We start from the raw sequence: 14,753 nt of genomic DNA, 5'->3' as shown, positions 1-14,753 counted from the left end.
TGCTCCTTATTGATTGATGCAGTTGGCCACGCGATCAAAATACGAGCAGGCGGCGATATGCTCCGTTATGCGTCGCTGTCCTTTGACGGTATCGACGTCCCACAGCTCGTAGGCACGCGCCTCGACCAGCACCACGTCGGCACGGTCCTTGAGGATCGAACCGCCGCCGTCCTTACCCTCAAGACACATAAGTGCATCGAACAGTTCCGCCGGAAAGATCACCGGGCTCGAAGGCTCACCGTTGCACGCAAGGCGCACCGGATGCTTGCGGCCACGCTCGTCAAATGCACGAACCATAGCCTCAAAAGAATCCGAACTCACGAGCGGCTGGTCGCCCGGCAAAAAGAGGCAACCTTTCCAGTTGCGTTCGACTCCCCACGAAAGCCCCGCACGGACGCTTTCGCTGCGCAGCTCGCCATCGTGCAGCACACACGGGCAATGCTTATCCTCGCAAATCCGAGCGACCTCGGGCCAACGCGTCGAAACCACAACGTCAAAGCCCCGGGGAACCGAATCAATGGTCCGGGCAATCAGCGGCTCGTCATAGATATCGGCGAGCATCTTGTTAGAGCCAAATCGCTTGCCCTCGCCCGAAGCCATAATCACGCAACCAAGTTTCATGGCGATACCTCCCCTGAAACCATCGTACCCATAACTCGCGTCGCGGGGCATCTACATCGAAAGCGCTTATCCCGCACGCCCACGATGCAAAAAGGGGCACCCCGCCGGTTGGCAGAGCGCCCCCCCTTTACATGGCTTACCTCAACCCAGCTTTAGGCCTGGAACCAACGGGCGGTGTTGCGCTCGTCGAGGGCCTTGAGGGTAGCGGCGGGATCGGCAACCTTCTGCAGGAACATCATGGCTGCGATGGCGTACGGCTTGTAGCTGGCCTCCTTGTACATGCCCACACGGTGCATGTCGAAGACGTCGGCGTTGACCTCGCCGTGCTCGCAAGAAACACCGGAGATGTCGGCGGGCAGCGGGTGCATAAAGATGGTGTCCTGGCCGTTGGCAGTCTTCTCCATGAGCGCGGTCGTGGAGCACCAGTCCTGATGGGTGGCGTTCTGGGCGAGCAGCTCCTTCTCGAGCGCAGCGATACCGGCGTCGTCGCCCTCGGCGTACAGGTTGGTACGCTTCTCCATGGCGGCAAACGGAGCCCAGCTCTTGGGGATTACGATGTCGGCGCCCTCGAAGGCCTCGGCCATGGTGTTGACCTGCTTAAAGGTGGTGCCGGACTCGGCGGCATAGCCCTTGGCGCGCTCAACGACCTCGGGCATGAGGTCGTAGCCCTCGGGGTGGGCCAGGGTGACGTCCATGCCAAAGCGGGGCAGCAGGCTGATCAGCGACTGCGGGCAGGACAGCGGCTTGCCGTAAGAGGGCGAATAGGCCCAGGTGACGGCAACCTTCTTGCCCTTGAGGTTCTCAAGGCCGCCAAACTCGTTGATGAGGTAGAGCATGTCGGCAGAGGACTGCGTGGGATGATCGGAGTCGGACTGCAGGGAGATGAGCGTGGGACGGTGATCCAGAACGCCGTCCTCGTAAGCCTGCTGGACAGACTCGGAGACCTCGGCCATGTAGGCGTCGCCCTTGCCGATGTACATGTCGTCGCGGATGCCGATGACGTCGGCCATGAAGGAGATCATGGTAGCGGTCTCGCGGACGGTCTCGCCGTGAGCGATCTGGGACTTCTTCTCGTCCAGGTCCTGCAGCTCAAGGCCGAGCAGGTTGGCGGCCTTAGAGAAGGAGAAACGCGTACGGGTGGAGTTGTCGCGGAATAGGGAGACGGCCAGACCCGAGTCGAAGATCTTGGGAGAGACGTTGTTCTCGCGCAGCTGGCGCAGGGCGTCGGCGACGATGTAGAGCGCCTTGAGCTCATCGGTGGTCTTATCCCAGGTGTGCAGGAAGTCGCTGCCGTACATACCCTTAAAATCGAGGCCGTTCAGCTGCTCGACGAGCTCGGTAAACTTGGCGTCCATGTAAATATCCTTTCCAAAGATGAAACGATCGCAATGAGTAGATGCGCTCCGGCATGCGCGTGTGGCTAGAACATGCAGAGCACTATGACGAGGACCCGCTACCGTTGAGGAAGCATGGGAGATAACGACCACGGGCCCCAAGTCAACAGGGGGTGCCGGGGACACGAGATGTCCCCGGCTCAACAAGATCGAGGAATGGGACTAATCGATCTTGTTGTTGGTCAGACCGGCGCGGAACACGGTGGCGTCGCCATCGGCCTGGCTCGGATCGTAGAGGTTCAGGGCAGCCACATACATGGCGGCAGCGGTGACCAGGTCGTCCTTGTAGGTGACCTCGTTGGGGGCGTGAGCCTGAGACTCGGCACCCGGGCCGAAGCCGACGCAGGGGATGCCATAGCGGCCCTGGATGGAAACGCAGTTCGTGGAGAAGGTCCACTTGTCGCACAGCGGACGACCGGTGCGCTTGTCCATGCTGGGCTCGCAGCCGATGCGCTCGTCACCGAACATGGCCTTGTGGGCGTCGACGAGGGCCTTGACGTGCGGAGCGGTCTCCTTGTTGATCCACGTGGGGAAGTAAGCCTCGGTCTCGTAAACCTCGCCGGTCCAGGACGGACGGTCGTACATGTACATGGAGACCTTCACGTCGTCGCCGTACTTCTTGGCGGCCGGCAGGTTGCGGATCTCGTCCAGGCAGGACTCCCAGGTCTCGCCGGCGGTCATGCGACGGTCGATGGAGATGGCGCAGGAGTCAGCGACAGCGCAGCGGCTGGGGCTGGTGTAGAAGATCTGGCTGACGGTGCAGGTGCCGCGGCCCAGGAAGCGGGCATCCTCGAAGTGCTCGGGGTTGTACTTGGGGTCGAGCATCTTGACGAGGCCCTTGATGTCGGTCGACTCGTCGCAGCCGTTGTTGTTGAGGGCGCGGACGTCGGCGATGATGTCGGCCATCTTGTAAATGGCGTTGTCGCCGCGGTCGGGAGCGGAGCCGTGGCAGGAGGTGCCGTGAACGTCGACGCGGATCTCCATGCGGCCGCGGTGACCGCGATAGATGCCGCCGTCGGTGGGCTCGGTGGAAATGACGAACTCGGGCTTAATGCCGTCCTTGTTGTAGATGTACTGCCAGCACATGCCGTCGCAGTCCTCTTCCTGGACGGTGCCGACGACCATGATCTTGTAGCCCTCGGGGATGAGGCCCATGTCCTTCATCATCTTGGCAGCGTAGGTAGCAGAAGCCATGCCACCCTCCTGGTCGGAGCCGCCGCGGCCGTAGATGATCTCGTCGGTCTCGTAGCCCTCATAGGGATCGGCGTCCCAGTTCTCGATGTTGCCGATACCGACGGTGTCGATGTGGGAGTCGATGGCGATGATCTTGTCGCCCTCGCCCATAAAGCCCATAACGTTGCCCAGGCCGTCGACCTTGACCTCGTCATAGCCAAGGCTCTCCATCTCGGCCTTGATGCAGGCAACAACCTCACCCTCCTCGCAGGACTCAGAGGGGTGAGAGATCATGGCGCGCAGGAAGCGAGTCATATCAGCACGATGGGACTCAGCGGCAGCCTTGATAGCGTCGAAATCGAGTTCTTTAGCCATTGTTCATAACCTTTCAAACGAAGGAATCTACCTGTGGGGTGGCGGAGCGATACCTATTTACTCCGCCCAGTATTAGCAAGTGGGGTATTCGCCTTCCCAGACGATGCGGCGATACTGATCCGGATCGGTGTCGCCCTCGGTGGAGAAGCAGAGCACGGAGCTCGTCTTGTCCAGGCCGATGAGTTCCTTGAGCTCGGCGTACTCGGGATCGAGCATGAGGGTCTCGACCAGACCGGTGGTCACAGCGCCGGACTCGCCAGAGATGACGCGCGGGTCGCCCTTCTCGGGAGCGCCCAGAGCGCGCATGCCGCGAGCGGTGACCCAGTCGGGGCAGGACACGAAGGCGGTGGTGTGGTTGCGCAGGATATCCCAGCCCAGAATGTTGGGCTCGCCGCAGCACAGGCCGGCCATGATGGAGGGCATGTCGCCGTCCACGATGCGCGGGTCGCCGTCGCCGGCGGCAGCGCCCTTGTACAGGCAGGCGGCAGGCGCGCACTCGACCACGACGAAGGTGGGCGGGTTATCGGGATACAGGTTGGTGAAGTAGCCCACCACGGCGCCGGCGAGCGAACCCACGCCAGCCTGGACAAACACGTGCGTCGGGCGGTTGATGGCCATCTCGCGCAGCTGCTCGGCAGCCTCGGAAGCCATGGTGCCGTAGCCCTCCATGATCCAAGACGGGATCTTCTCGTAGCCCTCCCAGGCGGTGTCCTGAACGATGACGCCGCGCTCGCAGGCGTCAGCCTCGGCGGCGGCCATGCGCACGCACTCGTCGTAGTTGACCTCTTCGATGGTCACCGTGGCGCCCTCGGCGGCGATGTTATCAAAGCGGGGCTTGGTGGAACCCTTGGGCATGTGCACGACGGCCTTCTGGCCCAGCTTGTTGGCAGCCCATGCCACGCCGCGGCCATGGTTGCCGTCGGTGGCGGTAAAGAAGGTGGCCTGGCCAAAGTCCTTGGCAAGCTGATCGGAGGTCAGGTAATCGAAGGTGCACTCGGCAACGTCCTTGCCGGTCTCGTCGGCAATGTAGTTGGCCATGGCAAACGAACCGCCCAGGACCTTAAAGGCGTTGAGGCCAAAGCGATAGCTCTCGTCCTTAACGCACAGGTTGGACAGGCCCAGGCGCGCGGCCTGGCCATCCAGGCGGGCAAGCGGAGTGACGGTGTACTGGGGGAACGACTGGTGGAAGGCGCGGGCCTTCTTCACGTGGTCGAGGCTCATGATTCCCAAGTGCTTGTCATCGCTCTTGGGCATCGTGTTGCCCGCCCACTGGATCTTATCGGCCATACGGTGAACTCCTTAAGTTCTCTCTTGCCGGCCCCCGCATACGCGTTTCAGCCCGATCCCATTCACACGGCTGAACTTTTATGTGGATGCCAAACAAAAAGTTTGTTAGCACTGTTCTATCACACTTTTTGATTGGAAAACCTAACAAATTGTTTGTTGCCGTAATCGGTACCTTTTCGCCGCCGAACGGTCACATAACACAGCGACGATTTCGTTATTTGCGAACAAGTGGGGTTTATGGCAAAGTGTGCCCAAACTAATTTTTAGGAAGGCACCCATGACCCCCGCACAGATTGAGTTTTACAAGCGCCTCGCACACGGTCTGGCGCTCCAATTTGGTCCCAACTGCGAAGTCGTCGTCCACGATCTGGAGACCGAGGACGTGGACCACTCCATCGTAGTGATCGAAAACGGCCACGTCAGCGGGCGCAAACTGGGTGACGGCCCCAGCCATATCGTGTTTGAGTCCATGCACGAGGGCACCACCGACGTACACGACCGCGAGCCGTACCTCACTAAAACCACCGATGGCAAGCTGCTCAAGTCCTCGACCATCTTTATCCGCAACGATGAGGGCAAGCCCGTCGGCATTTTGGGCATCAACTTTGACATTACGCTTATGAAGGCTTTTGAGCGTTCGCTCGACGCCTTTACCGGCACCGGCGGCACGGGCTACACCGAGCCCGAGCCCATTACCAAGAACATCGGCGACTTGCTCGAGGACCTGCTGCACGAGTGCGAGCAGTTTGTGGGCAAGCCCGCGGCGCTCATGACCAAAGATGAGCGCATTCGTGCCATTGGCTACCTCGACCGTCGCGGCGCCTTCCTCATTTCCAAGTCGAGCGAGCGCGCCTGCGAGTTCTTTGGCATCTCCAAGTACAGCTTCTATAGCTACCTCAATGAGGCCAAGGCGGCGGCCGACGACAAGTAGGCACTCGCCCAGATTGCCCCTCCCCTTTTGGGCGCGAGTTCTGGAGAGCATGAATCCAAGACCGAGCCGCTTGGAAAGTTCCATATAATCGATGTCATTAGTATTTCGAAAGGGTGGAACAGAATGGCGTTGAGCAAGGCATCATGCACCGGTCGCGGATTGATTCCGGCAATTGGTGGACATGTGCACCGCATGTTCGATGAGGGTGAAGACGACCTGTTTTCGCTGAGCCTTGACGACGTGATGGATGATCGCCCGTGGACCGCCGACGAACTCATGGGCGGTGGGGTTCGCCCGTCAAGCCCCAATTCCGCACTTGCGCCTAAGCCCGCATCTGCGCCGACTCCTGCGCAGCCGCCTGTTTCGACGCCCGCGTCTACGCCCGCACCCATTTCGGCGCCCACGCCCACTCCCCGCCCCGCAAGCGACCCGTCCGAGACGGCGGCATTTCTCGCTGCGGCGACGCGGAACAAATCGGCCGACAGCACCGTTATGTACAGCGCCCAGCAGTTGCCTGTTCCTGCGGCACGCAAGTCTCCGGTCACAAGGCTCGATGAGCCCGTTGCCCATCAGGTTGCCTACGATTCCTGGGCTGCAGCCGATCTGGATGAGACCTCTACCGGCATGCCGGCGCTCGACGTTCCAGTTAACCCGCTTTTTGCCGCCAACACGAGCGCCGCGGACTATGAGGGCGGTGCGGCATATTCCGATTATTCCGATGGCTATGCTGGCACCGATCGCATCGAGACCGAGGATTATGGCACCGCATCGAGCGATTATCTCAACGATCCGTACGCTGCCACGCCTGCACCGGAATATGACCCGGAGGCCGCGTCCGCGCCGGCGTATACCAAAAGCACGGGCGAAGAGCGCTTCGCCGATTATTACGCCGAGGAAAAGGCACTGCATTTCTCGGAATTTCCGCAGGCAGTCAAGGTTGCCTTTATCGCCATTGTCATTGCCCTGCTCGGCGTCATTGCGTTTGAGGGATTCCGTCTGTTCTCCGGCCCCACCCAAGCGGAGTCGGAGACCCAGCAAAAAGAGAACGATGACGAGTACCTGGACATCAACACCCTCAAGGGCGACCCCAACGACGGAGACGACGAGTAGCGAGGGTTAAGGGAGGGCCGGAAGAGCCGGCGGCATGTTACGGCTCCAAAAGCCCTGCCATAAAGATGGGCAGATACAGCACGTCACCATCGCGGTGAAGATTACATTCCGCAAGTACCAGGGCGCGATCGATTCCGTAGCCCTTCGTCGCGAGCGCGTTGTCGAGCGCCGCATGGGACTTAAAGCTCTTGCCCGACTTGACCTCGATGGCAAGGACCTCCCCATCGAGCGTCTCCTCCACAAAATCGAGCTCGCCGACTTTTTTAGACGTAAAGTAGCGCAATCTGAATCCGTGGGCTTTGAGCTCTTGGGCAACGAAGCCCTCAAACGCCGCCCCCATGTTCATGCCAAAGGCGTCTTCCGCCTCCCCATCAAAAACTCCTTGGGCGACCCTTTTGGAATACGACGACATGAGCATTCCGGTGTCCAAGTAAAACAGCTTGAACAGATTTCGTTGCTCCCCCAATAAAAGGGGTGCCACGGGCGCCGCTACGTTATACACGGGAAGCGCGACACCCGCCTCCGATAGCCAGAGAAAATGATCTGTCACCTGCGAAAAACGTTTGACACCGTTAATCGATGACAGTTTGAATCGCTTGTTTTTGGAGCCGGCCTCGCTGGGAATCAGATCATAGATATCGCGAATAACCAAGCGTAGCTCAGGCGGAGCGTACTTTGCGATGTCATCGCGATACAGGGCGTGAAGATCGCGATGGATGTTTCGAACCTCGTCGACATTGCGCGTCGCCAAGAAGGAATTGACCGCGTCGGGCATGCCCCCCACCACCACATACTGATGGAACAGATTGAGCAAGCGGTCATACAGATAGCCGGGGAGCTCCTTTTCGTCCTTTAGACAACCCCTGAGCATGTCAAACGCTCCGGCAGCAACGCCGCTTGCCCAGCAGAACTCCTCAAAGTCGAGCGGGTACATCTGGACCTGCTCGACATACCCCACCGGCAGGGAATCGATGCCCTCGAGCTCAACGCCAAGGAGCGATCCGGTAAGGATGTATCGAAAGTCGCCGCGCTGGACCAGGTATTTGATAAACGTCACTACGTTGGGGCATCGCTGCACCTCGTCGATAACCACAACGGTCTTGTTCGCAACCATCGGCTGCGTTGCAGCAATAGACATGCGCATAAGCAGGTCATCCGCGCTTTTTGCCGCCAAAAACGAATCGCGCACGGACGCGTCGGCGATAAGGTCGAACGTCACGACATTTTCGAACGATTCGCTTGCAAAGACGTTGACCAAATATGACTTTCCCACCTGTCGGGCGCCCTTGACCAAAAGAGCCTTGTTAGGCGACGAGGCAAGCCAAGATTCAAACTGTGCTTTCGCTTTTCTCTGCAGCATAAGCGTACCCCTTATTACGTGCTGTTTTAGCACTAGGATACACTTTTCCGTGGTTGCTAGGTGCTCATTTCGACACTTTTTCGAGGTTTTAAAGTGTGTATCACGACACTTTTCCGTACTTTTACACGGGATATTTCGACATTTTTTCGAATTTAAGCCTAACAGCAGCCGGCGAAATCAAGCGCCGCCCGCGCGTCATTTCGCAAGCGCGCTTGATTTGTGTCCGCGCGCGCTGATAGACTCCACCGTGCCTGCAAGGAGCGGGCACGTTTTATCCAGAGTCGGGGTAGAGAGTTGGCTCCACGATCCCGACGCCAACCGGCCAAGAGGCACGGTGGCCCTGCCAACATCGATGAAAGGAGTCCGTATGGACAATTTCTCCGTGCGCAGTGAGCGCAACTTCCACAACCTGGTAGCCAAGCCAAAACGAATGCATCTTCTGGACGAGCCGAGCGGCTATGCCTCGGCCATGGTCAAGAGCAGTCTCTCCCATCAGATGCGCTTTACGGTGCAGGCGCTCGAGGAAGAGCTCTGCGTTGCCGGAGACCCTCACGTGCTGCAGATCAAGTTGCTCGGAAATGACTCGCGTGAGCCGTCCAGCTGGAAGCTCTTCGCCGACGGCGCGTGCGTTGCAGACGGATCGGGCGCCTTTGCCCGCGAGTGCTTCTGCGAGGGCGCCGAGGTGTTCCTGGACCTGTGCCGCGACGCCGTCGACGCCGCTGAACTGCGCCAGTGGAGCCAGAGGGAGTACGAGCTGTTGAGTGCGGCGCGTGGGATTGCGGGAGTTTAGGTGGGCAGATAAGCCATCGGCAATTCCGAGATAGCAAGGGCCGAGAATTAGATTCCCGGCCCTTGCCTAGCACTGCTTTATAAGATCGAGCACCGCGGGAATGTCATCGGCATTCCGAAGTGCGACATAGGTCGGTAGACCCGGGCCAAATCCGCCCTGTGAGCGCTTGTCCTGACACAGGCCCTCTGGATCCGTCAGATCGTCAACGCTCTTTGCCAGGCCAACGGCAATCCAGCCACCATTGCTGGTCCTGCCTTCTAGCACGGCGTGCAATTTTCGCTTGCCCGACCTGAAGCCCACATAGTACTTGGCTATATAGGACTCCCACGAAGGGTTACCACTCAGAACGGACTCGCACACCTCATCGAAAAGCCTCTGGTTGAGTCCGCCTTCGGCAAAAGTTGGGTGATTCTCCTGCAGAGTCCAGACAGGAGCCTCGTCAGACTCCCCGCGAGAGGGGCGATACTTGTCAACGACATCTGCCGGAAGATCGGGGTACTTCCATATCTCGCACGCCTCTTTCGCCAGCTCGTCCGCACGCTGCCTAATCTCCTCCTCGCCCCATTTTTCATGCGAGGCGATCGACTTGTTCAGGTGGAGCGGACTGCACTTAAGCCCCACGTCCGGAAGATTGAGCTTGTCCGAGAACGACCGGTTTGAGTACTCCTGGTTGTAGCCCGTCAGCGTTAGATTTCCCAAGTTGTTGCACAGCCTGTCGTGGATGTCTTCCCAGTTCTCGCCAAGCGATTCCTTCCAGCCGTGCTCATCATCGATCGTCTGGGGCATGACGTGCTCGATCTGGTAATCGTCAGCCGAGATGGACTCCTTCGGGTGGTGCCAGTTCTCCATGCGTTCCAGGTAATAGCGCTTTTTGGAGAAGCGATTGTAGCAGTCACGCGTCTTAAACTCCTCGACAAAATGCTCGTCTGTCGGAAAGTACGCAGTCATACCGCTGCTATGGATAAGAAGCATCGCCGTAACATACTCCTCTATATCGTCCTGTTGCTCAAGGTTGCGATACATGCCGGCAAAGAAATTATTTAGGCCCGTGGTAAGCCTGCCGCAAACCGCTCGCCTGAACAGGAACGACTCGATAGTCTCGCAGATGCGAAGGAACGCGTTGCGGTCTAGCCTATTTCTCTCGTAAACCGAGTAGAGCAGCATCAAAAGAGGCCTGATCTGTCTCACATCAAGGCTTACGATTCTGCTGAACACCCGACGTAGGTCAGCGTCCTTTTCTTTGTCTTGGAACAGGCTGGCATACCTTTGCGCATACTCGCGCAACTCCTTGAGCAGACTCTCGGTGTCTCCGTCGTAGTCATCGGTAAAATACCGTTTGAACTCGTAATAAGCCTCATTCTCCTTTGGCTGCCTATTGGGAACCTTGAGCCACAGCCAGTACCAAATGAAGGCGTTAAACTCGCTCTCGCCCCCTTTTCCAAACAGACGCTCAATGGGATGCCAGTAGCCCTCGTAGAGCTTGGTCTGTTCGTCGTTAGGAAGCGACATAAGAACATAGTTGCGTATGAGATCGATGGGCATGAGGGGCTTGCCCTTGGAGTTCATGGACTCAAATATGAGCTGGGCATTATCGACGCCAGCGGTGAGCTTTGTGTCGATGACCTGCACGCGGTTTAGCCCCGCCCAAAGCCTTGCAGGGTCGAATGATTTCCCGCGCATCTTTTCGCGGAAGAACACATGGTTCTCGACGATCCGATCCGATTTTTCATCTGGCATGGGAAACCCAGACACGATGGAAAACAGCGTCTCTTTATCGTCCTGCGAGAGCACTAGCTTGTAGCGCGCCAGACCGTTGTAGTCATCATCGTTAAAGAGGTAGTTCTTCCGCAGCGCTGAGATCTTGAGATCGCCAAGGAAGCCGGCCTTGTCGGGATTATCCTCCAGATATTCAGCCAAGGCAGCGATCATCAACGAAAACGTCGTCATGCGCTGCTGTCCGTCAATCAGAAGCACGCGCGAAATGCTCGTGGCAGAGCTCTCGGACTCGGGGATATAGAGCATCGACCCCACGAAGTGCGATACGCCATCACGACCCGCTCGCATGACGTCATCCCAAAGCACCTCGCACTCTTTTACACTCCACGAGTAAACTCGCTGGTACACGGGAATGACGAACTGCATCTTCGCCACGCCCATAAGGTCGAGCAGATTTGCCTCGGTTGCTTTCATTTGCGCTTGCTCCCCTTTTCTTGTTTACGCCGTTTGCAGTCAGTCCTCCACTGAGCGGAGGGCGCTAAAGACGAGAGCATCGAAGCACTGAAGCAACCGGGATGCTCATATCGTTAGATTCTACAACGAAAGCAAACACTTACGCCGTCATGGTGGCGCGCGATCGCTGCACGCCACTCCCCAAAATCATACGATGTCAAAAGACTGACACTTGTGTATGCCTTTTGACATTGCCACAGTCTTACGGGCTTCTTGTCTCATATGCCAAGAGCGGATATCTAGATCGCTGCCTCTCCCGCCCAAAGGGGCTCGACAAGAACTGATCGAAGGGCAAATCAGACATCGAGCAAGTCGCCGACCTGCACTCAGCCTCGACAAGTGGCATCGAACACAAGCTCACCGGCATAAAGCTTGCGTTAAAAACAAAAGGGCATGTAACATAAATGGTTGGAAGTTAGTAAATTACCGGTTGGCAAAGTAAGAACCGGGCTATCAAGTTCCAACCATTTATTTTACAAATGGTATTAGCACAACTCCAACCACATATTTAACGAACGGGCCGTTGGATTAGCGATCTAAAATCCGTCACGCCTCTGCGGTCTATCCCCGACTTGATGGTCCTTTCGCAATCCCGCTCGGGATCTTCTTCGAGGAAAGACACAACGCCCTTGGCCATGAGGGAGACGAGGCCTTCGAGCTTGATGACGCAATCGTATGCGCACCCCTTCAGGTTCTCCGTACCCGCCCCGGTATGGCCATAGCTCGCGACGATCCCATGAGCGTCGCCGTGAACGCATACCCCGATAACCTTATAAGGACTATAATCCTCCCCTCTGCCTTCGATGACTGATGATCCCGCATGGATAACGGCGCAACGCAGTTGATAGAGGTCTGAAGCTGTGAATATACCTCGCGCCTCTATAACGTCGAACTCCTCGCTTATCTCACTTTGACTCTTCTCGTCTTTTCGCTCTGCCGCCATCTTTTCGCCGGTATTGGGAAGCTCCAGGTATTTAACGCACCAGTCGATGTATCGCATGCCGACGGCTTTTGCGCAGACGTCCGGTATGGTCACGACGAGGTTCAGTGCCGCGAGGAGAAGCCCCGCATCGAAGGCCTTCTCGCATTCCTCCACGAGCCTGCTTGGTGTGCGATGGATTACGGTCGGAAAGCCGTATTCGTTGGCATCGCATTTCAGGCCGCCTGAAGGCCTTGGCTCCCAGGCTGCAATTTCGTCGAGCCTCGAATTCACAGCATCTCTCCCGTCGTTGCGTCGACCTCCACTCCCGACCTCGGGTCTATGAACTCATCGACGGCCTCGTCCTCGCGGTCGGGCTCGGTCACGAAGAGCGGACCGGGTGCATCGATGCGAGGGCCGATCGTGAGCCCGTTGCTCGCGATGATGCGGTCGAGGTTCTGCCTGCGGTAGAGGGTCCTTGCCCGGAGCGTCTCGAACGAGTATCCGCGCCCTCTCATGTCCGTCTCGTTTATGAGCCGGTTCGCGCACTCGGTGTAGCCGTTCGAGATACGGCTGGGGCATTCCCAGTAGTTGAAGATGAACTCGCGGTGATTCTGAACGGCCCGAGCAAGGGCTCTGAACGGATCGAACTCCCTGCCATCGGGAATTTCCCGAATCCAGGCGTCGAACGCCGCCTCAGCCTCCTCGCGTGAGGACGGATGGTCGTCGTAAATGCCGAAGAAGTCCTCCTTGAGGTCGTACGCGGTCATCAGCGTCGAGTAGGAGGAGTCTTCCCGTAGCGCCCTTAGGGCCGACGCCTCGTAGAGGCTGAGGTCGCGCGTCCGCTTCCTAAGGACGTAGGCGAGGCCCTTCTTTAGCTCAAGGCGACCCTTCCTGTCGAGAGCTCCCTGGAGGCCCTTGCGGACCGCGTCCAAGGCCTCGTTGGCTCCCTTCACGACATGGAAGTGGCCGATGACCCATGTCGCGTTCGGGGTGTATTTGGCTATGCTCCTCCAGAACGGCCGGTACATGTCGCTCGAAACCCATCGTACGCGCTCGAGGCCCTCCAACGAGGAGAAATAGGCGTCGAGGTCGGACTGCGTCCTGCCGGGCACCATGTCGAAGACCGTCCTGTGCTCGAGATCAGTGATCACGGTCACCATGCCGACCCTCTTGAGGTTCTTCTCGTCTATGCCCAGGAACGCCGGCACTTTGAAGCGAAGCCTCGAGGCGTTCTCGCGGACGTAGTCCTCGAAGACGCTCTTCACGGTGACGTGCGAGAGCGGGTACTCCTCGGCGACCTCGCGGAAGGTGAGCCTGAGCGAGCGTTGGGCGATGTCGGCGTATGCCGCCTCCGTCATCCGGTGACTCTCGTCGATCCCGCCTATCGCCGGGCGCCACACGTAGCCGCACTCCGGGCATCGCATCCGCGGGAACCCTATCTCGAGCCTCGTCGGGATGCCCAGGTGTGGCGTCGACACAACGCCGACGGTCCTCGCGCCGTGGCTGTGCAGCGTCCCGCCGCACTCGGGACACGATGCGGGGACGGGCCCGCGGTATCTCAGGTCGAACTGCTGGAGCCTCCTACCGCAATCGACCTTGGTCGCGCTGCCGATGAGCTCGCAGTCCCGGACACCAAGCAGCTCCTCGACGTAGCCTGCCACGCCCATCTACTTTCCCCTCGAGAGGTAGGAGGCGAGCTCGGCGATGTCGTAGCGCTTCCCCTGCGAGATGAGGTCGTACACCTGGTCGGCCAGGGGCTCGATCGCCTGCGGGTCGTCGAGCGCCTGCTCGGCGAGGTCTCCAAGCTCGTTGCTCATCATCGACATGAGGGCCCTGATGACGATGTTGCGCAGGCGCCCGTCCGCGAGGACGGCCTCCTTCGTGTTGCTCGTGTTCGTAATCTGCGTGTTGGTCACGGGGTCTGCCGCCACGGCATCGGAGACCGCGTTGACGGCTCGGGCCTTCACGAGGGGGTCACCTTCGTCGCCCCACGTGCGGTTCAGCCTCTCCACGATCCTCGCCATAGTGTCGCGCTTGGGCGCGGTGCCTGAGCCGCCAGCGCCCATCGGCATGAGCTCGCCGCCTTCGACCCCCTCGGGGACCTTCTGGGCCGATATGCGGAAGTCCCGAAGCACGAGGCCGCGCACGTCGACGTCGTCGAGCGAGGTGCCCGCGATCCTGTGGCCGAGCAGCTTTGCGAAGCTGTAGAACACCTCGAGGTCGGGGTCGCCGAAGTCGAGCGCCTGGGACAGGAACGTGTAGGCGGAGCAGTACTTGGAGAGCTTCTTCCTGAAGGTCATCAGCTCCGCGACGCGTCCCGCCGCCTCGTCCGCGCTCCTCTTGGCCCTCTCCGTCCCCTCGGCCTCGCCGGCCGCCTCCGCCCGGTTGGCGCACTCCAGCCAAGTCTCGTAGGAGTCCCTGGCCGCCGCGAACCTCTCGCGGAAGATCTCGGCGGGCCCGGAGACGGCGGAATAGAGGGCGGTCTGTTAGCGCTACTGTAAAAACAACCATTTTGACCAACGCTCAATAACCAATCATGCCAACGCAATCCCGCCATTTGC

General features: G+C 59.0%; 12 protein-coding genes and 1 riboswitch. Of the genes, 3 read left to right on the top strand and 9 right to left on the bottom strand.

Annotated features, from left to right (window positions below):
- Positions 1 to 6: 6 nt before the first annotated feature.
- The 4 genes from I2E13_RS09430 to dpaL all read right to left on the bottom strand — a co-directional run bounded on the left by I2E13_RS09430 (position 7) and on the right by dpaL (position 4,850).
- Positions 7 to 621: a nucleotidyltransferase family protein gene (locus I2E13_RS09430; RefSeq protein ID WP_158550967.1), complete on the bottom strand. Its 615-nt coding sequence runs from the start codon at positions 619 to 621 to the stop codon at positions 7 to 9.
- A gap of 152 nt (positions 622 to 773) precedes the next feature.
- Complete coding sequence (ygeW, locus tag I2E13_RS09425) at positions 774 to 1,976, bottom strand: knotted carbamoyltransferase YgeW (protein WP_195404931.1); 1,203 nt, start codon at positions 1,974 to 1,976, stop codon at positions 774 to 776.
- A gap of 201 nt (positions 1,977 to 2,177) precedes the next feature.
- Positions 2,178 to 3,563: a YgeY family selenium metabolism-linked hydrolase gene (locus I2E13_RS09420; RefSeq protein ID WP_055252228.1), complete on the bottom strand. Its 1,386-nt coding sequence runs from the start codon at positions 3,561 to 3,563 to the stop codon at positions 2,178 to 2,180.
- Positions 3,564 to 3,635: 72 nt separating this feature from the next.
- Entirely contained in the window at positions 3,636 to 4,850 is a 1,215-nt protein-coding gene (dpaL, locus tag I2E13_RS09415; protein WP_195404930.1) for a diaminopropionate ammonia-lyase, read from the bottom strand.
- Between the two features lie 277 nt (positions 4,851 to 5,127).
- On the opposite strand from dpaL, the gene I2E13_RS09410 reads away from it, so the two are divergent.
- Positions 5,128 to 5,781 (top strand): helix-turn-helix transcriptional regulator, encoded by a 654-nt coding sequence (locus I2E13_RS09410; protein ID WP_117583047.1) that lies wholly within the window; start codon positions 5,128 to 5,130, stop codon positions 5,779 to 5,781.
- A gap of 123 nt (positions 5,782 to 5,904) precedes the next feature.
- Positions 5,905 to 6,891, top strand: coding sequence for a hypothetical protein (locus tag I2E13_RS09405; protein WP_117655007.1), 987 nt, complete (start codon positions 5,905 to 5,907; stop codon positions 6,889 to 6,891).
- 37 nt (positions 6,892 to 6,928) lie between these two features.
- Here the strand turns inward: I2E13_RS09405 and I2E13_RS09400 are convergent, their stop codons facing one another.
- Complete coding sequence (locus tag I2E13_RS09400) at positions 6,929 to 8,251, bottom strand: ATP-binding protein (protein ID WP_117655008.1); 1,323 nt, start codon at positions 8,249 to 8,251, stop codon at positions 6,929 to 6,931.
- Positions 8,252 to 8,519: 268 nt separating this feature from the next.
- Positions 8,520 to 8,610: riboswitch (SAM riboswitch) on the top strand.
- 8 nt (positions 8,611 to 8,618) lie between these two features.
- Between I2E13_RS09400 and I2E13_RS09395 the strand changes: the two genes are divergently transcribed.
- Positions 8,619 to 9,041 (top strand): hypothetical protein, encoded by a 423-nt coding sequence (locus tag I2E13_RS09395; protein WP_117655009.1) that lies wholly within the window; start codon positions 8,619 to 8,621, stop codon positions 9,039 to 9,041.
- A gap of 66 nt (positions 9,042 to 9,107) precedes the next feature.
- On the opposite strand, the gene I2E13_RS09390 is transcribed toward I2E13_RS09395, so the two are convergent.
- From I2E13_RS09390 to I2E13_RS09375, 4 genes are all read right to left on the bottom strand, one after another.
- Positions 9,108 to 11,231 carry a DUF262 domain-containing protein gene (locus tag I2E13_RS09390; RefSeq protein WP_117778538.1) on the bottom strand — a complete coding sequence of 708 codons (2,124 nt, stop codon included), beginning with the start codon at positions 11,229 to 11,231 and terminating at the stop codon, positions 9,108 to 9,110.
- A gap of 547 nt (positions 11,232 to 11,778) precedes the next feature.
- Positions 11,779 to 12,483, bottom strand: coding sequence for a hypothetical protein (locus I2E13_RS09385; protein ID WP_117655011.1), 705 nt, complete (start codon positions 12,481 to 12,483; stop codon positions 11,779 to 11,781).
- A complete protein-coding gene (locus tag I2E13_RS09380) occupies positions 12,480 to 13,859 on the bottom strand; it encodes an ISL3 family transposase (RefSeq protein ID WP_195404929.1) in 1,380 nt (459 codons plus the stop codon). Before I2E13_RS09380 ends, I2E13_RS09385 begins: the two co-directional genes overlap by 4 nt.
- On the bottom strand, positions 13,860 to 14,492 hold the full coding sequence (locus I2E13_RS09375) for a hypothetical protein (protein ID WP_195404928.1): 633 nt from the start codon (positions 14,490 to 14,492) through the stop codon (positions 13,860 to 13,862).
- Positions 14,493 to 14,753 lie beyond the last annotated feature (261 nt).

The organism is Collinsella aerofaciens (genome assembly GCF_015554145.1).
GTDB lineage: Bacteria > Actinomycetota > Coriobacteriia > Coriobacteriales > Coriobacteriaceae > Collinsella > Collinsella aerofaciens_AA.
This window is presented reverse-complemented; position numbering and strand designations above follow the sequence as displayed.